Genomic DNA, 21,286 nt, shown 5'->3' with positions numbered 1-21,286 from the left:
GGGTATGGTGAGTCCAAGCCGGTTGCTGATAATGCCACAGCTGAAGGCCGTACCCAGAACCGTCGTATAGAGGCAACTTTTGAAGAGATTCCAAACTTTAAGGCTGATGCTGACCAGCAGCCTGTCAAACCGGTTAAGAAGGCAGTAAAGAAAAAAGCAGCCAAGAAAAAGGCTGCCGCCAAGAAGTAGTCTTAGTGGATGAACGTTGAAAGGAAAGGCCCTGTCTCTTTTGAGAGACAGGGGCCTTTTGCGTGTCACGAGATACGTCGAAGCAGGTTGCTGACTATTACAAAAAGGTTAAATCCAGGCGTCGCCACCATCGTACTGAAGGTCTTCACCTTTGCCTTTACACCAGCCACCCATCTTGTGGCGGGTTTCTTTGCTGTAGTTTTTTATCCTCTTGCCAGCATCATCGGTCAGGTCTACCAGTTTGCGCCGGGTCTCTTTTCCTGGTGCAGGAGCAAGCAGGAGCGCGGCAGCAGCACCCATCAGGGCACCAGAAGCAAGAGCCAGAAGGGTGGTTGTGATAGCATGATCATTTGAACGGGACATGGTTATTCTCCTTCTATGAGATAGAGTAGCTAGTTCAATTCATCCGATAAATTGCTACGATAGTAACTATCTTTGTAGCACAGGTAGCCTTTTCAGAGAAAGAAGAAAAACAGCTGTTTCTCAAGCGCTAACCCGTGCCAGATGGCGTCGGATCATCTCCTCAAAATCTTCATCGCGATTGCTGGTGTAGACCAGTGACGCTCCGATTTCAGCAGCCAGAATAGCTGCCAGATATTTGCTTGGCAGCCTGCTGACCCGGTGACGAAAGCGTGACTCAGTCTGCAAAAGCTGCGGCAGATGTCGTAGCAGTGCCGCTTTATAGGGTGGTTTAAGGCATAGCTCCGGGCGTGATGTAAAGAACTGGAACAGACGGTGATAAAAACTGTTGATGTTCTGGCTGATCAGGTCAGATATTTCGGTATAACTCTGACTGCCTGCAGCTTCATGCCAACGGCGCAGAATCAGACGTGCCTCGTCTGAGGCACGCTTTTTCAGTATCTTCAGCACATCATGGACATAGCGCTCTTTGTTGGCCAGAAACTCTTTTTCTGTGAGCAACAGGTTGGCGATGATCTCGTAGGAAGAGGAGATTACCCCGCACTTGTTGGCTGAAGCATCCCGCATCAGGATAACGCCCGCTTTTTGCAGCTGTTGGCGGGCCTGGGGGGTGATGAATGAGTTGGCCCCCTCAATAATCACTGGTGCTGACGGAGTCCCATCAGGTTTCAGAAACTCCTGCCAGTTTTGTCCGTCAATGGTTTCGGGCCGACCGCCGGCAGGAATGAAAAGATCTGCTTCAACCGTGAAGATCAGGCTGGCGTATTCCCGGTAAAAATCATCCAGCGCAACCCAGCTCTCCAGCAACGTGCCATCAGCCAATCGTTCTACCTTGCGATGCAGTTCCCGCAAACCTTCCATCCGTTTGCCGGTGCGGAAGATCATCAGGCCGCCTGGGCCAAGCAGGGTTGAATCAAATCCATCCAGGTCCTGCTGCAGGGTGATCCGTTTGAGCTCATTCCGGTCAAGTCCGTTGGGATCAAAGGCTGCTGCCGTACCATCAAGCACTAGCACAATCCTGGCTTTGGGGCAGTCGTCAAGCAGAATACGCAGGCAGTTGCCTGCCACATCACCACCAGGTCCGCCGGTCAATTTGATGCTGAATGGAGCTTGATGAATGTCAATTCCCTGCTCAGCCATAACCACTTCAGCAAAGGTCATCACGCCGGTGGAGGTAACGCCGTATTCTTTGTGATTAATCCCGAACCGCTTGCTGGAGATAATGCCGACCCCCAGTAGATAGCCGCGCTTACGGGAGAGGGATGCGATCGCCTCAATCATGCCATCGTGCATGTTTTCGTCTGGTCCGATTTCAATCGGTTCGTCATCACCATAGTAGTCGACTACGCGCTGGTCCCGGACTGTGCCGTTGTCGGTGATGAAGATGTCAAGAAAGGCGTTGGTGATGCCGTACTGAAGTTTATAGAGGCGGCTGTTTTCGTGTCCCGGACCGCTTTGCTCAAGGCCCGACGCATCCATGACCAGCACCATTTTTGAACCACCTTCGTAGATGTCCTTGTTCTTCAGATGCTGGGTGTGGGCCAGGACATAGACTTCACGGAAAAGCGCGTTGGCAGCAGTAATAGCGTCATCCTGATTGCGGGCGATAACGGTGCGCCAGCCACCCCGGGCAATGTCTGAGAAGCCGATATGGTAACCGTGTCCAAAGCGGCTGAAGAAGAAGGTGACCCTGAACGGAAGCGTTTCTGGTAGGTCTGCGGTGAATTCAGACCCGAGTTGGCGCAGGTAGGTTGGGTCAAGCCGGAAGGCAAGGGCCTGTTTCTCAATGACAAAGAAGTTGGTCTTCAGGGTGTGGCTGATAAACAGCAGACAGCAGCGATAGACGGTTTGTCTGATCTCATCCAGCCAGCGGTGGCCGGTGTTGTAATCCTGGATCAGGTGGGTTACTTCTTTTAGCCGGGCCTGATAAACGGTGTCCCGATCTTTTAAGGCCGGGTCAAATCGTGCCCTGAAAAGCTGTAACAGTTGCATTGCCATTTCCGGGTGGGCATGGAAGGCGCTTTGTACATCCTCCAGTCCAAAACGATCAGGCCGGTTGTGGGCCAGATTGGTGTGACAAAATGCCACAAAGGCGTTAACCAGTGCCGCATCATCACCTGACATGATACCTTCAGTCACCCATTCGCGATAGGTGTGACAACGATTGTCAAGAATCTGTGTATTGCAAAGCTCCTGCTGGAGCTGTCTGGCCAGTGTGGTTTCAGGTAGCAGCTCCTGACCGCCGCGGTGCCGGATAAAAAAAGTGCCCAGAAAAGAGGGATGAATGCCGTTGGTGATGGTCAGGCAATAAGCTCGGCGGATGCCGATATTCAGACGGTTGAATACCTCAACCAGCTGCAGCAGAAAATCGTCCTGCGGCGGGTTACCTACGGCAAACAGGAGCCTTGTCTCTTTGATGCCGGTATGTTCGACGTTGCGCAGGTCCAGAAACAAGCCGCCGCTGGCGTTACCCCGTTCAAAGAGCCAGATCAGCCAGGCGGTCCGCTGTGGTGGCGACATCCTGACCTGTTCAGGGTTGTTCCGCCAGAGAATGGTCAGCAGTTTGTCCGCGGCCTGGCGTGGCAGGTCAGGGGCAATATGTGCCAATTCGCTGACGATGCAACGTTTCAGGCTGGCCGGTACAGGTGGTGACGTCTGATCTATGATGGCTGCATTGGGTTTGCAGTCAAATTCAAATCGTTGCACCTCCAGTTCCTGGGACATGCCCGGCATCGGATTGCGGGAATGGGAAAACATAGCATAGGACAGGTCTCTGTCGCCCACCCGTTGCAGGCTGTTAAAGAGTGAGCCAGGCTCGTCCACACAGGCTATAATCAAGCTCTTGTCCCGGTCTGCCAGAATCAGGTGACGGTTATGCTGCAACAACGTCATCTCACGGACAAGGGTTCCCAATGCCTCTGGCTCATCAGCAAGGGCCTGGAAAAAATAAGGGGACATCTGCTCCTGCAGCCAGCAGGCATTTTGACGCGCAACTGTGCTTGCGGTGCGGCAAGCGGTGCGCATGGCTTGTGAGAGCTGCATGGTGCCTCCGGTAGATGTGAATTGGTGGCAAGTATACCTTCAATTTATGATAGGGCAAGACGGGAAGTGGGGTCTTGACCCCGCTTAGATGCCAAGCGTATACTTTAACGGCTTGTTGTAAGCTGAACGGTTGCGGTACAGGAGACAGAGATATGAAGGAACACCAGCATATAGGTCTGGAGCGAGGCTGTGTTCAGGTCTACACCGGTAATGGAAAAGGCAAGACAACTGCTGCCCTTGGCTTGTCTTTACGGGCGCTGGGCAGGGGGCTGAAGGTCTGTTTTTTTCAGTTTATCAAGGGGGGCGGGCCCTATGGTGAACAGTTGATTGCTGATAGGTTGGCGCCTGATTTTACCGTTATTCAGACCGGTCGTCCCGGCTGGGTTAATACGAAGGATACGACTGAAGATCGCCGTCTGGCTCAAGAGGCGTTATTACGGGCTCAGAATGCATTGATTTCCGGTGAGTATGATCTGTTTGTCTGTGATGAGATTAACGGAGCAGTCGGATTTGGTCTGATTGATGTTGAGCAGGTGCTGGATCTGATTCGGATCAAGCCTGAGCGGGTTGAGCTGGTGCTGACCGGTCGTAATGCTGATCAACGGGTGGTACAGGCCGCTGATCTGGTGACGGAGATGCGAGAGGTGAAGCATTACTATCAGTCCGGCGTGCCAGCCCGCACCGGTATTGAAATGTGAGTCAGACGTCTGAATGATTCCGTACAGGCGTGCTTGCGTAACCGGATAGATCAGGTATACTGAGTCAAGACTTGTGAGCTGAAAGGAGTAATCAAGATGTCTCTTGGTATTGTTGCAGCCCTGATAGCTGCCATTTCTGTTGCTGTACTGGTATTGTTTCTTATTCCTGCCATCCAGAGCGTCAGGCAGACGGCCCAGTCGGTCTCGGCATTGGCTGACCTGCTGACCAATGAGCTCAAGCCTACGATTAAGGAGCTGAACGAGGTCCTGGCAGAGTTGAAAACAGTGGGTGGCGGTGTTGCTGAACACACCGATGATGTTAAAAAATTCATGTCTGCCCTGGGGGAAACCGGTGCCCAGATTACAACCATTAACCGTTCCGTAGGAGTGGTAGCCGGGCTGTTGAATCAGGCTGGCGCAGTGGCAACCGGTGTCAAGGTTGCCGGTACGTACCTGCTTGAAAACTATCTTAAACGTAAGATGAAAGGAGTATGACCATGGCACAAGATGACAACGGAGTATCCGCAAGCACCGTATTGGTTTCATTTCTGGCAGGTGCAGCACTTGGAGCAGGTTTGGCGCTTCTGTATGCACCCAAGAGCGGACGTGAAATGCGGGATCAAATTGGTGATCTGACCGACGACGCCGTAGACAAGATCAAGGAATATGCCAAGGAGGCCCAAGATAAAATCAAGGCCACCCTGGAAGAGGGCAAGGAGACCATCATGGAGAAGAAGTCAATTCTGTCTTCTGCCATCGAGGCCGGTCGTGACGCGATTCAGAAAGAAAAAGAGAAACTGGGTGTCTGAGTAGCCACTCAGGTGGTAGCGTAACAGGCGGGCTCATCATTGATGGGTCCGCTTTTTTTGTGTAAAATCAAAGTTTTATGTGTGTTTGACATTGGGGGTCGGAACGTCTATAATGCCGCATCTTTTGCTCTGTTATGGGAGAGGTGTCTCCAGTCTATGAAATCATGGTTACTTGCCATAGCGCTGCTTGCTGCGATGATTGGTGCCGCAACAGCAGCTGAGCCTACTCAGTCGTTATTGAATGAGCTGGTTCAGCCGCACCTTTCCGCTCCTGATAAGGCTTCAGAAGGCTTGCCGCAACGTCAGGCCGGCACACTGCATGATGATGTTTCAGCACTGTTTACCCTTGAAGAGTTGAAGGATGGTGATCAGACGCTTGCAGACCTTACGCTGCCGGATGATGAACCAGCAGCTGATGTGCCGCTTGCCATGAATGACAAGGTAAGCCACTTCATAACATTTTTTCAGACCAGGGGGCGTGGTACCTATGCCCGTTGGCTTTCCCGCTCAACCCGTTATCTGCCTATGATGAAGGAGATCCTCCGCAAGGAGGGGCTGCCGGATGAGCTGGTCTATATGGCAATGATTGAAAGTGGTTTTCAGCTGCATGCCCGTTCATGGGCCAATGCAGTCGGCCCATGGCAGTTTATGTCTGCGACCGGACGCCGCTACTCGCTACGGATAGATCAATGGATTGATGAGCGTAAGGATCCGGTGAAGGCCACCATGGCTGCTGCCATGTATCTTAAGGATCTGTACAGCATGTTTAATAATGACTGGTATCTGGCTGCAGCTGGCTACAATGCCGGTGAGAACAAGATCTTTCGGGCCATTGACAAATATGATACCAGCGATTTTTGGGAGCTGTCCAAAGGGTCATACCTGAAGCGTGAAACCAAGGAATATGTTCCCAAGCTGCTGGCTGCCGCCATTATTGCCAAAGACCCGGCTCGTTATGGCTTTACTGAAATAGCTACGGTGCCGGTGGTTGAATATGATACCGTGACGGTGAAGGGGCGTACCGACCTTGAACTGGTCGCACGTTTGACCGGTACTACCTATCAGAGCATCAAAGAGTTGAATCCTGCTTTACGTCACTGGTGCACCCCTCCCAACTACCCTGATTACGAATTGAAGATCCCCAAGGGGACCTCGGTCCGATTTGCACAGGGGCTGACTAGCATACCAGCTGAACAGCACTTTAGCGAAAAGAATCTCTACAGCAGGTATACTGCAACCCGCAAGGACAACCTTAAACAGCTTGCCCGCCGATTTGGCAGCTCTGCCGGGGAACTTGCCGAGTTGAACGGTCTGGGAATAAAGGAGCGTATAGCAGGGCGTACCCTGATCATTCCGGTAAAACAACCAGTCAATTTTGCTCAGGAGGGCCGGCGTGAGACGGCAAAAATAGAGGCAGCTGCAGCTCAGTATTACACGGTACGCAAGGGAGATACGCTCCATTCCCTGTCTCGTCGTTTTAAGGTCCCGGTAAAGGTTCTTGCTGCCTGGAACAATTTGAAACATGCTGTAGCACTCAAACCGGGTAAGCGCCTGGTTGTTGCCAAAACAGAAAAGAATGTGAACACCAAAGGGTGACCATCACCCCATCTTCTATCCTACAAAGAGGTTTCCCCGCATGTATTCGATTTTGATCTGTGCTGCCCTTGGGGTGGTTGTTTTACTTGTAGCTATGCTGGGATTCAAGCTGGCCTGGTGGGGCTCGCTGCTGATCGGCCTGGTGGTTTTCTGTGTCGCCTTCTTCTTTCTCTCCCGCTACATCAGCACAAAACTGATGACTATCCTTGAACAGGCCGGTAAAGATCTGCAAGGACAGCGTTTTGAAAAAGCTATCCGTGAGATGAAAGAGGCGTTACGTTTTGGTTCCTGGCAACTGTATGTTACGGACCAGATCAATTCCCAGATCGGTATGGCCTATTATATCCGTCGTGATTTTTCCAATGCCTTTCCCTACCTGGAGAAATCTTTCTTTAAAAACTGGGCTGCCATGGGAATGCTGGCCATCTGCTACATGAAGCGCCAGAAGCGGGACAAGATGGCAAAAACCTTTGACAAGGCTGTCCAGTGGAACGGTAAGGAGTCCTTGCTCTGGAACTTGTATGCCTACTGTCTGGCAGAGGAGTGCGGCGAGAAATCAAAAGCGATTGCGGTGCTGGAAAAGGGTCTTAAAAAGCTGCCTGGTGATACCCATCTGGTGGAGAATCTGGAGCACCTGCAGGCCGGGCGTAAGATGAAAATGCGTGCTTTTGGCGATCCCTGGTATCAGTTTCATCTGGAGAGCCTTGGGCAGTTGCAGAAACATCAGATGGCCGCCATGGGTGGGCGGATGCAGAAGCGGATGACGGTGCGGCGATGAGCAGCGTCACGCCTCAGTCAGGTCAGGTTCCTGAACTCTGGATTATGGGGGTCGCTCCTGATCAGGGGCGTGACGAGATCATTCGGGACTATCTGGCCGCAGCCGGATACCGGTCTCGTCTGGCGGACGTTGCACAGATAGGTTCAGAGCGACCATTGGGAATTGTGCTGGATATTTCTCCTCACTCTCTGGATGGTTGGGGACTTTTGTTGCAGATCAAGAGTGACCCTACCTGCCGGAACATCCCGGTGCTTCCGGTGTTTCTCAGTGAAAAAGGGAAAGTGGGTGGCGTGTTTCCGGTTGCCGGCTTTTTTACCCTTCCTGTGGATGAGCATTACCTGTCAGAACGTCTTGCGGTGTATGGTTTGACAGAAGAGGCAGAAACCTGGGATCTGCAAGCGCTTGTGGTATCCCGCTCCGGTGAGGAGAAACTCTCCAAGTTGCTTGAGTCGGTTGGTTTTGAGGTGGTTAAGGGGTATACCGGCAAAGAGGCCTTGGCGCTGGTCTCGCTGCATCCCAAGTATCTGTCGTTCAGTAATCTGATGTTGCCGGACATGTCGGCTTTTGAGCTGTTGGAAAAATTCCGTCTGTTTCCCTATAGCCACAATATGCCGTTTTTTGTGCTACTCAAGGATGAGCTGAAAGAGGGTGAAAAGAAGGCTATGAGTCGTGAAATGGCCCACCTGGTCAGTAAAAAACAGCTGAGTCAGGAAGAGTTTCTTAAGTACCTGCGTAATCGCGCTTAAGCTTGTTTCTCATTGATATAAAAACTGCCCCGGTATCCTTAAGGTTACCGGGGCAGTTTTGTCTGTGGTTTGGCTGTCTAAGATAAGGCTAAATAATACCTGCTCCGTCTTTAATCACAACACTCGCCTTTGTCCGTAATTCCTTCATCCACGAACCGAAGCGTTCATCCTGTTTCTGGCGGTACAGTAGCTCTTTAATCTCTGCTTTGACGGTTTCAAATGGTTTTACTTTTCCGGTAGAGCGTTCATCCAGTTTGACAATATGCAGACCGGAGGGGGTATTAACCAGTTCACCAACCTCACCGGGTTTCAGGGGCAGAATCGCCTTTTCCAAATCGGCAAGCATCTCTCCCCGCTTAAAAGTACCCAGATCACCGCCATCCTTCTTGGCTGCAGGGTCGTCGGAATACTCTTTGGCCAGTGCAATAAAGTCTTTACCTTGACGTGCCTCAAACAAAACTTTCAGGGCTTTATTCATCGCCTGCTGAATCTGATCGGCAGGAGCCTTTTCATCTATCTTGATGAAGATGTGGCGGGCTTTAAATGTTTCTTCTTCCGCATATTTGTCCTGGTGGGCCGTGTAGTACTGCTCTGCTTCCTTTTCACCCACATATACCTTTGCACGGACCTCCATGCTCACCAGCCGAAGTCGCTCAAGCTGTTCACGGATCTGGGCTTCATACTGGGTAAAGGTGTAGCCCTGTGTCTTGAGTGCTGCTTCCAACTGGCTCTGGGACATGTTGTTATTCTGACGCTTGACATCATCAATGGCCTGACGGATCTCATCATCACCAATCCTGATCCCCAGCTCCTTGACCTTCTGTTCGGTCAACAGCTTTTCAATCAGACGATCAAGTACCTTGAGCCGCAGTTCATGACGTGCCTTGTCATCAACCAGCCCTTTTTTCTGGGCATCGAGAATTACCGGTTGTGATTCACGCAACACATCACGGAAGGTGATGATATCATCGTTAACAATGGCTGCAATCCCGTTAATCCGCTTGGCTCCGGCTGGTAGTGGCGGCAGTTCATGGACGATCAGGGGTGGTGGCATTTGCTTGTTGGCCGTATCAGATACGACATCAGGCGTAGAGGCGCAACCGGCCAGAAGAAAAGTGGCCAATAGCGAGGCAGGAACAAATAGGCGAAGGTGATTCATGGATACCTCAGAAAATGAACCGGGCAACCACCAGGATGCCCGGTTCAGATCAGGTTGATAGCTGATTATTTTTTGTCAGAAGCTGCAGCCGGTGCAGCTGGTTTGGCAGCCGGAGCTGGTGTTTGAGTCTCTGTTATTTCAATTTTAGCACCTTTTTTCAGGTCCTCTTTCAGCTTCATGAATACCTGCTGCTGCTTTTGGGGCATGATGGCACCCTTGATCTGCTCTTTTACCTCATCAAAAGGACGGGTACCCGCCGCCCGCTTACCGGTCAGCTTGATGATATGGTAGCCGAAGTCACTCTTGACGATGCCGGACAGCTGCCCTTCCTTCAGAGCCATGGCTGCCTTTTCAAAGGCGGGAACCATATTGCCTTTACCGAACCAGCCAAGGTCACCGCCTTTGGCAGCGGATGAGTCTGCAGACTTTGATTTTGCCAGTTCCTCGAAATTGCCACCTTTTTTCAGCTGATCAAGGATAGTCTGTGCTTCCTGCTCATTTTTTACCAGAATATGGCTGGCGCGGATCTGCTCGCCGGACTTGAATTTGTCCAGATTCTGCTCGTAAAACTTCTTCAGCTCTTCGTCGCTGATCTTGGATTCAGTTTCCACCTTTTTCTTAAGATAGGTGTCAACAACGATCCGTTTCTTCAATTCAGCAAGTTTTTCTTCAATGTCCTTGCCTTTGTCAACGCCATCCTTAGCTGCTTGCTGCAGGATCAGCTCACGCATTACCAGGGTGTCGATCATCTCTTTCTTGCCCTGTGGTGTGTCTGCCATGGCCCGGATATATTCCGGCAGTGCCTGGACTTCACGATTAAAATCTTCGCTGGTGATTTTTGCGCCGTTGACGGTTGCAATAACCTTGGCATCCTTGCTGGCAGTTGAGTTACTACTGGAGCCGCCTCCCTGACAGGCAACCAGACCTGCGGTGGCAACGACGGCAACGGTTACGCTAAGAAAAGTGCGGATGTTCACGATGAGGACTCCTTTTTGATATGAGAAAGGGTTGATGAATCTTTAAGAATCTACCATAGCTTGCCAACCGGTTGCAAGGTCCTGTTCAGCAGAGCGGTTCAGGCTATGCACCAAGCAGCGTGAGTGTGGAGCTCAGGGCATCAAGGGTGTCTGCGTTAGTGCTGTTTGGTGGCAGATTCACCAGCAAACGGTGATCAGGGGTAAACTGGTAGGTGGCCGGTTCAGTGCGGATCAGGTTGATCAGGGCGTCCGGGCTGACGGTTGTCCTGGGGTGGAAGCCCAGACAGATTCGTTTGGCGTCAGCATCAACCTTCAGAACCTTTAGCTGCTTGAGCCTGATGCGTAGTTCCATGATCCGAGCCAGTGTCTGGGCAGCAAGAGGCGGGCGGCCATAACGGTCATGCATCTCGCTGATTACCTCGGTCACCTCTTCATTTGATTCGGCCTGGACCAGGCGTTTGTAGAGTACCAGCCGCTGGTTGGTGTCCGGGATGTAGGTTTCAGGGATAAAGGCGGCAATGGCAAGATTGATCTCCGGTTCACAGCGTTCTTCAAGGTCTTCGCCTTTCAGCCCGGCGATCGCCTCTTCAAGCATCTGGGTATACAACTCAAAACCGATATCTGCTGCGGTGCCGGACTGGCGTGGCCCCAGCATATCGCCAGCGCCGCGCAGCTCCAGGTCATGGGTGGCAATCCGGAAGCCGGCCCCAAGTTCAGAAATATCCTGTATGATCTTCAAACGTTCCCGGGCGTCCTGGGTGATGCTGCCAGCGCCGGGGATCAGCAGATAAGCATAGCTTTTTACCGTGGAACGACCAATCCGGCCACGCAATTGGTACAGTTGTGAAAGGCCAAAGGTATCGGCACGATCCACCAGCATGGTGTTGGCGCGGGGGATATCAAGCCCTGATTCAATGATGGTGGTGGTCAACAGCAGATCACTCTCGCCATGCATGAAGCTCAACATCACCTTTTCCAGCGCTTTTTCTTCCATCTGACCGTGGGCCACGCTGATCCGTGCCTGTGGCACCAGCTGGCGTAACCGCTCTGCCACAATGCCGATGGAGTGGACCCGATTGTGGACATAAAATACCTGCCCACCCCGCTCCAGTTCCCGGGTGATTGCATCTCTGATCAAGTCATCGGTATCCCGTGCCACCACGGTCTTGATCGCCTGACGGTCAACCGGCGGGGTGTCGATGATGGAAAGGTCGCGGATACCCAGCATGGAGAGGTGCAGGGTACGGGGGATCGGCGTGGCTGTCAGGGTCATGATATCCACGTTGGCCCGGTAGGATTTAAGCCGCTCCTTGTCCTTCACTCCGAAGCGCTGTTCCTCATCCACAATCAACAGGCCAAGATCCTTAAAGACCACGTCCTTCTGCAGCAGACGATGGGTGCCGATGATGATATCCAGCTTGCCGTTTTTCAGTCGCTCCAGCGATTCTTTCTGCTCTTTGGCAGTGCGGAATCGGGAGAGCATCTCAAGGGAAACCGGATAGTCCTTCAGGCGGTTACTGAAGGTCTCAAAATGCTGTGACGCCAGGATGGTGGTGGGAACCAGTAACGCCACCTGCTTGCCGTCCAGTACCGCCTTGAAGGCTGCCCGTAGCGCAACTTCTGTCTTGCCGTAGCCCACATCACCACAGACCAGGCGGTCCATGGGACGGGAGTGCTGCATATCTCCCAGCACATCCTGTATGGCTGAAAGTTGGTCCGGGGTTTCCTCCCAGGGGAAGGTGGCCTCAAATTCTCGGTACATCTCGTCCGGAGGAGAGAAGCTGTAACCTTGGCTGGCCTGACGCTTGGCGTAGACCTCCAACAGTTCAGCGGCCAGCTCTTCAATGTTTTTACGTGCTTTGCTGCGGGTCTTTTCCCAGCCAGCTCCACCCAGTTTGGCTGGTGATGGTGTGGCCCCTTCGCCACCGGCATAGCGTTGCACCAACCCCAACCGGTCAATCGGTAGATAGAGCTTGTCGTTGCCAGCATACTCCAACAGCAGGAAATCACCTTCTACGGCCCCGGTCTTCAGGTGCTGCAGACCACGGTAGATGCCGATACCATGCTCAACGTGCACCATGGCATCACCCGGCTTCAGTTCTGCCAGCGAAGCCAGGATCTGTTTGGTGCGCAGAGCCGTGACACCGCTCTTGCGGCGGGTCCGCTTGCCGAACAGTTCTTCCTCGGCTATGACCGCAAGCTTTGAACCCGGCAGCCGGAAACCACGGGACAGGTCGCCGACTGCCAGCAGCAGGTCAGCGCTGCAGATCGATATTTCAGAGCCGAATAGTTCGGTGTCAGTGAGGGCACAGCTGATATCGTAGGGGGTAAGTAGTTCCTGCAGCCGTTCTGCCTGACTGGGGTGATGGCAGACCACCAGGGTGCGCCATCCAGCAGCACGCCATTGTTTCAGGCGCTCCACCAGTGGTCCGAGCAGATGTTGTTGATCCCGCGCCATACTGATCCGCAGATCTGTGTTGTCTTCGGATCTGGTTTGAAACAGGCTGGTTTCCGTCTCCCCGGTGACAGCCAATCGTCTGCAGACAATCTGCTGGTGAGGGACAAGCGCCTGATGTAGTTCATCCGGTGTCAGATACAGCTGGTCTGGTTCCGGGTGCAGCCTCTCTTCAGCCGCCGCCTTACCTGCACCATTGGCAATCTCCAGCGGTTGTTGCTGGATAGCCTGATTGATCAGGTCCGGCTCCAATAGTACTAACAGAGGATCTTGCAGGTAACTGGTAAACAGTTCCAGGTCAGGATGAAAGAAGGGTTGAAGAAATTCAACGCCAGCCGGATAGCCTGCACTTTGCAACTCTGTCACTAACTGGCGACGGCGGTCAGCAGGAATATCCAACTGGTCTGCCCGTGTCTTGAGGCGCGGTATAAACTCCTGCAATGCTGCCGGAGAAAGTACCAACTCTCGTGACGGAAGCAGGGTCAGGCTGGTGAGCGGTTCCAGCGATCGTTGATTCAGCGGATCAAAGCTGCGCAGGGTTTCTACGGTATCACCAAAAAATTCAATTCGGACCGGTCGGGGTAAACTGGGTGGAAAGATATCAAGAATCCCGCCCCGTACGGCAAAGCTTCCCCGTTCTTCAACCAGAGGACAGTTGCTGTAGCCCATTCGGACGAGGCTCTCCAGCAGGGCATCACGGTCCGGTTCATCGCCAGGTTTAATGGAACAGGATGCTCCGTCCAGGGCTGAACGGGGGATAACCCGCTGCATCAGGGCTGTTACCGGTATGACAAGGGTGCTAGGGGTGCCTTGCAGCAGGTGTTGCAGTGTTTCCAGACGGGCACCACTGATATCAGGGTGAGGCGAGGCCGCTTCAAACGGAGTGACATCCCAGGTTGGAAACGGGCTGACGTTAACTGCGTTGAAAAACAGGAGTTCCCGGGTCAGTTCATCGGCAGCGGTCTGATCAGCAGCTATGACAACAATCTGGCGTGGGAGAAGCCGGGAAAGCTCTGCAACTGCCAGGGCAGGGCTTGAGCCGACCAGTCCGCAGAGTGTTGCCTGCTTCAGGCCTTGGTTCATTTGTTCTACCAGCTGCGTCAGGGCTGGTATATGCGGTGAAAATGTGGTTTGTGGGGACATAGTTGTGATGGGACCAGGTTTATTCGTGGGATGTCTTGTGTTTTGTACCGGCCTTGATCTTGGGCTTTCCCCCCTCAACCACAACCCGGAACTGAATGTCACTGGTGCCCAGTTTTTGGGAAAGCAGGGGGCGTTGTTTGTCAAGTGTGGCTGCCAACTGTTCGCGGCTCATGCCATCAACTGGCAGATGACAGTTGCGGCGGGCTTCAACCAGCTCGGCATAGACCCGATCAAGTTCCCTCTGGTGCTGGTTGGACTCTTCAACTTTAGGTGACGAAGGTTTGGGTGAGGTTCCGGATTTGTGTAAGGCCGCCTTGAAACGGTCACGGGAATAACGTCCTTCTTCTATCTCCCGCAGGATGCGGTTCCACTGCTGACGATAGGTGTTGAGCCGTGCCACCAGATTGTTGTAGCGGTGTTTGTACATCGTGTTGTTGATCGGGGTACCAGCATAACGGCGAACCAGTTTCTCTACTTCTTCTGCCAGTTTAAGCGGCTCCCGCTTTTCCAGTCCGATAAAATATTGCTCGTAGCTGGTGATCAGCTCTCGCAGGCGGGTTTCAAGTATGAGCAGATCTTCGGCAATTCCCATAAATCTCTTCGTGAAAACGGTGGTTTTTAGAGCCTGAAAACTATAGGGTGAAATGCTGGTGCTGTAAAGTAATTATGCCGATAAGAGCTTGACGCTACCGGTGCTGGCAGCTATAAAATGTAAGATAAACCTCACTTTGGAGTGCGTCTATGTCAGTAAGCGCAGCGTTGATACTTGCAGCAGGCAAGGGAACCCGTATGAAATCAAGCCTGGTTAAGGTTCTGCATGAGTTGGCAGGCAGGCCGATGCTGGGCTGGCCCCTTGCTGCAGCCAGAGAGGCAGGGGCTGATCAGATCGTGGTTGTTGCCGGTCATCAGGCGGATCAGGTGCAGGAGTGCTTTTCTGCTGACACCCATATAAGGATCGCCCTGCAGGAGGAACAGCTGGGTACCGGACATGCCGTTTCCTGCTCGCTGTCGCAGTTGGATGGTCTGACCGGGTCTGTTTTGATCCTGTGTGGCGATACCCCTTTGTTGACGGGTGCTACCTTGCAGCGCCTGACTGACGAGCATACCGCTGCAGGAGCTGCAGTGACCGTATTGACGGCAAAGTTGGACAGGCCGTTTGGTTACGGCAGGATCGTCAGGGACAGTGAAGGCCGGGTACGGCGGATTGTTGAACAGAAAGATGCCAGCCCTGAAGAACAGGCCATTGATGAGGTAAATAGTGGGATCTACTGCATGGATCTTAACTTTCTGAGAGCGCATATCGGTCGCCTGGGTAGTGAAAACGCCCAAAATGAATATTATCTGACTGATCTGGTGGGCATTGCCGTGGCAGAACATGCTGGCTGTAGTGCGGTGGTGGCTGATGACTCTGATGAGATCATGGGGGTTAATGATCGGGTGCAACTGGCCCATGCTGCCAGGATTTTACGTAAGCGGATCAATCTGCAGCTGATGCTGTCCGGGGTGACTCTGGTTGATCCTGATCAAACCTATGTTGATGCCGGTGTACGGGTGGGTAGCGACACGGTTATCTGGCCTGGCTGTGTCCTGCGTGGCAACACAACCATCGGTTCCGGTTGTGAGCTGGAGAGCAATGTGCAGGTTACGGACTGTACCATTGCTGACCGGGTGCATCTCAAGGTTGGTAGTGTACTTTCTGAAGCGCAGGTTTCAGAAGATGTTTCCATTGGTCCCATGGCCCATCTGCGGCCGGGGTCGGTATTGCAGGCCCATGTGAAAATCGGTAATTTTGTAGAAACCAAAAAAGTGGTGATGGGGGTCGGTTCCAAGGCATCGCATCTGACCTATCTGGGGGATGCCGAGGTGGGTAAAGAGGTGAATATCGGCTGCGGTACCATTACCTGCAATTATGATGGTAAGCGTAAGCACAAGACCGTGATTGGTGATGGTGTCTTTGTGGGGAGTGATGTGCAACTGGTGGCTCCCGTTACGGTAGGGGCAAACTCCCTGATCGCCGCCGGCACCACGGTGACCCGGGATGTACCGCCTGATTCCCTTGCCATCGCCCGTACTCCGCAGGTTAACAAGGATGGCTGGTGCCTGAAAAAGAGCGAGAATGCCTGATTCTGATGGCCACATAACCAGCGGCATTATCCTGGTGGTTGAGGATAATATCCCGTTTGGTGAACTGGTAGCCGGTACCCTGCGTGAAGAGGGGTATCAGTGTTATACGGCATCCAGTGGCGCTGCTGCTCTGGCCTGGCTTGCCACCCATCCTGCCAGTCTGGTGCTGTTGGACTATACCCTGCCGGATATGACCGGTGAGGCGTTTATTGCTGCAATGAATGCCCAGGGTTCTCAGGTCCCATTTGTTGTGGTCACCGGGCGGGATGATTCAAACCTTGCGGTGCAGATGATCAAGCATGGTGCCAGTGATTTTGTGGTCAAGGATACTGCCTTGCTGGATCGGTTGCCGGTGGTGGTGTCACGTACCCTGCAAGAGGCACAGGTAAAACAGCGACTGCAACAGGCTGAACAGGCTTTGAGCCAGAGTGAGTTACGGCTCTCCCGCGCCCAGCGGATCGCCCGGATCGGCAGTTGGGAGTGGAGCCTGCAGACCAATGAACTCTATTTTTCGCCAGAGCTGTTTTCCATTTTAGGCTACACAAAGGCCACTCCTCAGGTCTCACCAGAATGGCTGTACCAGCAGGTTAATCCGGCAGATATCCCTGTTGTCAGAAAAGCCTTGGCCGTTACCATTGAGTCAGGTCGCTGTCTTGATCTGACCTTTCGAATTGCCACCTGCAGCGGGGATGAAATTGTGGTGGCCAGCCAGGCAGAGCTGGAGCTTGACACTGCCGGACGTCCAGAACTGCTTGTGGGTACCCTGCTGGATGTTACGGACAGGACTAAGGCTGAGCAGGAAATTCATCACCTCGCCAATTACGATGCCCTGACCGGCCTGCCCAACCGCAACCTGATGCATGATCGCCTGCAGCAGGCTATTGTGCAATCGGTACGGATGCAAGGCAGTGTCGGGGTGCTGCTGTTGGATCTGGACCGTTTTAAAGGGGTTAATGAATCCCTTGGTCATAAGGCAGGCGATCAGCTGCTGCGCACTGTGGCTGAGCGATTGCGGGTCTGTGTCCGCGAAAGCGATACCCTGGCCAGGGTTGGTGGAGATGAATTTGTTGTTGTCTTAAGTATTGTTGCTGATGAAGATGGTGTCAGTAGTGCTGCCAGCAAGATACTGGCAATTATCTCAGAGCCCTTTGTGATTGAAGAGCAGGAGCTGTACCTGACTGCCAGCATCGGCGTGGCGGTCTATCCCACCGATGGAGCCGATGTTCATACCTTGTTGAAACATGCCGATCTGGCTATGTACCAGGCCAAGGATATGGATCGTAACAACTTTCAGTTTTTTTCCAGCGACCTGAATGTCAAGGTGATGGAGCGGATGGTACTGGAAAGCTCATTACGCCGCGCTTTGGAACGGGACGAGTTTGAGCTGTTCTATCAGGCCCAGGTGGATGTGGTGGAGCGGTCCATCATCGGGTTTGAGGCGCTGCTACGCTGGCGTCATCCTGACCTGGGTATGATTTCGCCGGACAAATTTATTCCGTTGGCAGAAGAGACCGGCCTGATCCTTTCCATTGGTGAGTGGGTGATCCGCACCGCCTGCCGTCAGGCCAAGTCCTGGCAGGATGCAGGGCTGCCGCCGATCCGCATGGCGGTTAATCTCTCGGGCAAGCAGTTTCGGACCAAGCTTGATCAGGTGGTAGCATCAATCCTGCTGGAGACCGGACTTGGTGCAAGCTGGCTGGAGCTTGAGCTGACCGAAAGCATCCTGATGCGCAATGCTGCAGAGAATCAGCAACTACTGCAGGCACTTTCCGGTATGGGATGCAGTCTCTCTATTGATGACTTTGGCACCGGTTACTCATCCCTGGCCTATCTGAAGAACTTCCCCTTGGGCAGGCTTAAGATCGACCGCTCCTTTGTGCGGGATATTATTACCAACCCTGATGACCGTGCCATTGCTAAAATTATTATCGACATGGCCCATACCCTTAAGATGGAGGTAACCGCCGAAGGGGTTGAAGACCATGATCAGCTTGAGCTGCTGAAAAGCTATGGTTGCCGCGAGATACAGGGTTTTCTGTTCAGCAAGCCCCTTGCCGCTGCAGCAGCCGAGGCGTTGCTGCGTAACGGAATAAAATTTTGAATCATGCATCATGATTTCAGTCGCCGTTTCCGTACCCCCGGTGCTCACAGCTCCGGGGGTATTTTCTTGCCATCTTTCTAAATGCTATATATTTATGATACCAATGGTATCAGGGGGTGCGGTATGGCTAAACCTGTCAATCAGGGCTCCGGCTTGAGGAAGCTGACGGACAGGATCTGAAGAGGATTTCACGTCTTACAGGTCGTTCTGAACAGGATGTGGTGCGTGACTCAATCAGGATGTATGTGCGTTACGTTGACGAACAGCAGCAATTTTGGGACTCGGTGGAACGGGGTTGGTATGAACTGCGTTCCGGGCAGGGAGAAGTGGTTGCTGAAGATGACACCTTTTTTGAGTCTGTAAGCGGAGAGATCAGGAGCTGTACAACGAGTATGTTGGCCTGATATCACTCTGGCATTGTTCTGGATCACGAATGACGGTGAATTCTCTTCGTATCTGGCAGCGTTGAATCGATAGGACAGGATAGTTATGCAGCATAACCAGATCATCATTAAAGGTGCCAACGAGCACAACCTCAAATGTATTGATGTCACTATTCCCCGCGATCAGTTGGTGGTGATCACCGGCCTGTCCGGCTCCGGCAAGTCTACCCTGGCCTTTGATACTATCTATGCTGAAGGGCAGCGTCGCTATGTGGAATCCCTCTCCGCCTATGCCCGACAGTTCCTGGAGCAGATGGAAAAGCCGGATGTGGAGTCGATTGAAGGGCTCTCCCCGGCCATCTCCATTGAGCAGAAAACCACCTCAAAGAACCCCCGTTCCACTGTCGGCACCGTCACAGAGGTTTACGATTATCTGCGTCTGCTGTTTGCCCGGATTGGGCAGCCCCACTGCCATAGCTGCGGCAAACCGATCACGGCCCAGACCGTCTCCCAGATGGTGGACCGGATCATGACCCTGCCGGAGGGGAGTAAAATCCTATTGTTGTCACCAATGATCCGTGGCCGCAAGGGTGAGTATAAGAAAGAGCTGCAGCAGCTGCGCAAGGAAGGCTTTACCAGGGTCGTAATTGATGGGCAGCAGCGAGAGCTGGCCGAAGAGATCGAGCTGGATAAGAAGAAAAAACACGATATCGACATCGTGGTGGATCGTCTGGTGGTGAAGGAGGGGATCAGCCGTCGCCTGGCTGATTCGCTGGAAACCGCTCTGGGCCATGCTGAGGGGATCGTCAAGGTGGAGGTGGTGGGGGAGAAAAAGCCGATCATCTTCTCGGAGAAGCTGGCTTGTATTGAGTGTGGTATCTCCTATCCTGAGATCGCGCCGCGCATGTTCTCCTTCAACAACCCCTATGGCGCCTGCCCGGATTGTACCGGTCTGGGAACCCGGATGTACTTTGATGCAGAGCTGGTGATTCCCAACCCGCTGCTCTCCATCCGCGAAGGGGCGATTGCGCCCTGGGAAAAACGGCTGGGCTCCCCTTTTCATCAAATGATTCTGGATGCGCTGTCCCGCGCCTACCGTTTTGATCTGAATACGCCGTTTCAGGAGTTGGCTGAACCTGTGCAACGGGTGATTCTGGAAGGGACCGCTGGCGAGCAGATTGAATTCTGGTGGGAGGATGATCGCGGCAAGCGCCACACCTACAAGAAGGAATTTGAAGGGGTGCTGACCAATCTGGAGCGGCGCTACCGCGAGACCGAATCAGAGATGATCCGCGAAGAGCTGGCCCCTTATATGAATGTTATGCCCTGTCCCACCTGCAACGGCGCCCGCTTGAAGCCGGAGGCGCTGCATATTCTGGTGGGTGGACAGAACATCCAGCAGGTTACAGCCCTTTCAATCCGCGATTGCCAGCAGTTTTTTAATCATCTGCAGCTCTCTGACAAGGACCAGGAGATCGCCCGCCGTATCCTGAAGGAGATCAACGAGCGGCTGGGCTTTCTGGTTAATGTCGGGCTGGATTACCTTTCGCTGGACCGCACCTCCGGCACCCTTTCCGGTGGCGAAGGCCAGCGGATCCGGCTGGCAACCCAGATCGGCTCTAGTCTGGTGGGGGTGCTGTATATCCTGGATGAACCGTCTATCGGCCTGCACCAGCGGGATAATGACCGGCTGCTGACCACCCTGCGCCACCTGCGGGATATCGGCAACACCGTGCTGGTGGTTGAGCATGACGAAGATACCATCCTGGCTGCCGATTATGTGCTGGATATGGGGCCGGGCGCCGGGGTACATGGCGGTGAAGTGGTTGCCCAGGGCACCCCCAAAGAGATCATGGCCAATCCTGCCTCCCTGACCGGTCGTTACCTCTCCGGCGAGCTGACCCTACCGGTGCCAAAGAAACGGCGCAGTTTTGAGCGGAGCATCACCATCAAAGGGGCCAGCGAGAACAATCTGAAAGGGGTTGATGTGGAGATCCCGCTGGGGGTGATGACCTGTGTCACCGGCGTCTCCGGTTCCGGCAAATCCACCCTGATTATCGACACCCTGCACAAGGTGCTGTCGCAACGGCTCTACCGTAGCCGTGAAAAGGCCGGCGCAGTCAAGGATATCCTTGGTCTGGAGCATCTGGACAAGGTGATTAACATTGACCAGTCCCCCATCGGTCGCACCCCCCGCAGTAACCCGGCCACCTACACCGGTGTGTTCAGCGATATCCGCGATCTGTTTTCCAATCTGCCGGAATCAAAGGTGCGTGGCTACAAGCCGGGCCGCTACTCCTTTAACGTTAAAGGGGGGCGCTGCGAGGCCTGCTCCGGCGACGGTATCCTCAAGATTGAGATGCACTTCCTGCCGGATGTCTATGTGCAGTGTGATGTTTGTAAGGGGGCTCGCTACAACCGTGAGACCCTGGAGGTACTCTACAAAGGCAAATCCATTGCCGATGTGCTGAACCTGACCGTTGAGCAGGCGCTGGAGTTTCTGGGGGCGATTCCGCGTATCAAAAACAAGCTCAAAACACTGGTGGAGGTTGGCCTGGGCTATATCACCCTGGGGCAGGCCGCTACTACGCTTTCAGGCGGTGAGGCGCAGCGGGTCAAGTTATCAAAAGAACTTTCAAAACGAGCCACCGGCCGCACCATTTACT

The 21,286-nt window shown here is 53.3% G+C and carries 15 protein-coding genes and 1 pseudogene; 10 read left to right on the top strand and 6 right to left on the bottom strand.

Annotated elements, in window-relative coordinates:
- Nucleotides 1-189: pseudogene (locus OEL57_RS05250) on the top strand (hypothetical protein); the annotation flags it as partial.
- Nucleotides 190-297: 108 nt separating this feature from the next.
- Here OEL57_RS05250 and OEL57_RS05245 read toward each other — a convergent pair.
- Entirely contained in the window at nt 298-552 is a 255-nt protein-coding gene (locus OEL57_RS05245) for a YtxH domain-containing protein (RefSeq protein WP_300738086.1), read from the bottom strand.
- A 120-nt stretch (nt 553-672) separates the two neighbouring features.
- Nucleotides 673-3,651, bottom strand: coding sequence for an NAD-glutamate dehydrogenase domain-containing protein (locus tag OEL57_RS05240; protein WP_300738083.1), 2,979 nt, complete (start codon nt 3,649-3,651; stop codon nt 673-675).
- A gap of 152 nt (nt 3,652-3,803) precedes the next feature.
- Here OEL57_RS05240 and cobO point away from each other — a divergent pair, with 152 nt between their 5' ends.
- The 6 genes from cobO to OEL57_RS05210 all read left to right on the top strand — a co-directional run bounded on the left by cobO (nt 3,804) and on the right by OEL57_RS05210 (nt 8,278).
- On the top strand, nt 3,804-4,349 hold the full coding sequence (cobO, locus tag OEL57_RS05235; RefSeq protein ID WP_300738081.1) for a cob(I)yrinic acid a,c-diamide adenosyltransferase: 546 nt from the start codon (nt 3,804-3,806) through the stop codon (nt 4,347-4,349).
- Between the two features lie 96 nt (nt 4,350-4,445).
- On the top strand, nt 4,446-4,844 hold the full coding sequence (locus OEL57_RS05230; RefSeq protein ID WP_300738079.1) for a DUF948 domain-containing protein: 399 nt from the start codon (nt 4,446-4,448) through the stop codon (nt 4,842-4,844).
- A 2-nt stretch (nt 4,845-4,846) separates the two neighbouring features.
- Nucleotides 4,847-5,158 carry a YtxH domain-containing protein gene (locus OEL57_RS05225; protein WP_300738077.1) on the top strand — a complete coding sequence of 104 codons (312 nt, stop codon included), beginning with the start codon at nt 4,847-4,849 and terminating at the stop codon, nt 5,156-5,158.
- A gap of 156 nt (nt 5,159-5,314) precedes the next feature.
- Nucleotides 5,315-6,754, top strand: a complete 1,440-nt coding sequence (locus tag OEL57_RS05220) for a lytic transglycosylase domain-containing protein (RefSeq protein ID WP_300738075.1) — start codon at nt 5,315-5,317, stop codon at nt 6,752-6,754.
- 40 nt (nt 6,755-6,794) lie between these two features.
- Nucleotides 6,795-7,532, top strand: a complete 738-nt coding sequence (locus OEL57_RS05215; RefSeq protein WP_300738072.1) for a tetratricopeptide repeat protein — start codon at nt 6,795-6,797, stop codon at nt 7,530-7,532.
- Nucleotides 7,529-8,278, top strand: coding sequence for a response regulator (locus tag OEL57_RS05210; RefSeq protein WP_300738069.1), 750 nt, complete (start codon nt 7,529-7,531; stop codon nt 8,276-8,278). The genes OEL57_RS05215 and OEL57_RS05210 overlap by 4 nt, the downstream gene beginning before the upstream one ends.
- A gap of 88 nt (nt 8,279-8,366) precedes the next feature.
- Here the strand turns inward: OEL57_RS05210 and OEL57_RS05205 are convergent, their stop codons facing one another.
- From OEL57_RS05205 to OEL57_RS05190, 4 genes are all read right to left on the bottom strand, one after another.
- Complete coding sequence (locus OEL57_RS05205) at nt 8,367-9,437, bottom strand: peptidylprolyl isomerase (protein ID WP_300738066.1); 1,071 nt, start codon at nt 9,435-9,437, stop codon at nt 8,367-8,369.
- 65 nt (nt 9,438-9,502) lie between these two features.
- Nucleotides 9,503-10,414 (bottom strand): peptidylprolyl isomerase, encoded by a 912-nt coding sequence (locus tag OEL57_RS05200; RefSeq protein ID WP_300738063.1) that lies wholly within the window; start codon nt 10,412-10,414, stop codon nt 9,503-9,505.
- A gap of 103 nt (nt 10,415-10,517) precedes the next feature.
- On the bottom strand, nt 10,518-13,952 hold the full coding sequence (gene mfd, locus OEL57_RS05195) for a transcription-repair coupling factor (RefSeq protein ID WP_300738060.1): 3,435 nt from the start codon (nt 13,950-13,952) through the stop codon (nt 10,518-10,520).
- A gap of 79 nt (nt 13,953-14,031) precedes the next feature.
- Nucleotides 14,032-14,604 (bottom strand): MXAN_5187 C-terminal domain-containing protein, encoded by a 573-nt coding sequence (locus tag OEL57_RS05190; RefSeq protein ID WP_300738057.1) that lies wholly within the window; start codon nt 14,602-14,604, stop codon nt 14,032-14,034.
- A 149-nt stretch (nt 14,605-14,753) separates the two neighbouring features.
- Here OEL57_RS05190 and glmU point away from each other — a divergent pair, with 149 nt between their 5' ends.
- From glmU to uvrA, 3 genes are all read left to right on the top strand, one after another.
- On the top strand, nt 14,754-16,136 hold the full coding sequence (gene glmU / locus OEL57_RS05185; protein WP_300738054.1) for a bifunctional UDP-N-acetylglucosamine diphosphorylase/glucosamine-1-phosphate N-acetyltransferase GlmU: 1,383 nt from the start codon (nt 14,754-14,756) through the stop codon (nt 16,134-16,136).
- Nucleotides 16,129-18,237: an EAL domain-containing response regulator gene (locus OEL57_RS05180; RefSeq protein WP_300738051.1), complete on the top strand. Its 2,109-nt coding sequence runs from the start codon at nt 16,129-16,131 to the stop codon at nt 18,235-18,237. The genes glmU and OEL57_RS05180 overlap by 8 nt, the downstream gene beginning before the upstream one ends.
- A 489-nt stretch (nt 18,238-18,726) precedes the next feature.
- On the top strand, nt 18,727-21,286 hold a 2,560-nt coding region (gene uvrA, locus OEL57_RS05175; RefSeq protein WP_300738048.1), incomplete at its 3' end, for an excinuclease ABC subunit UvrA.

It is taken from the genome of Trichlorobacter sp. (genome assembly GCF_030247655.1).
Lineage (GTDB): Bacteria > Desulfobacterota > Desulfuromonadia > Geobacterales > Pseudopelobacteraceae > Trichlorobacter.
The sequence above is the reverse complement of the archived record's forward strand: the minus strand, read 5'-3'. Positions and strand labels throughout refer to the sequence as shown.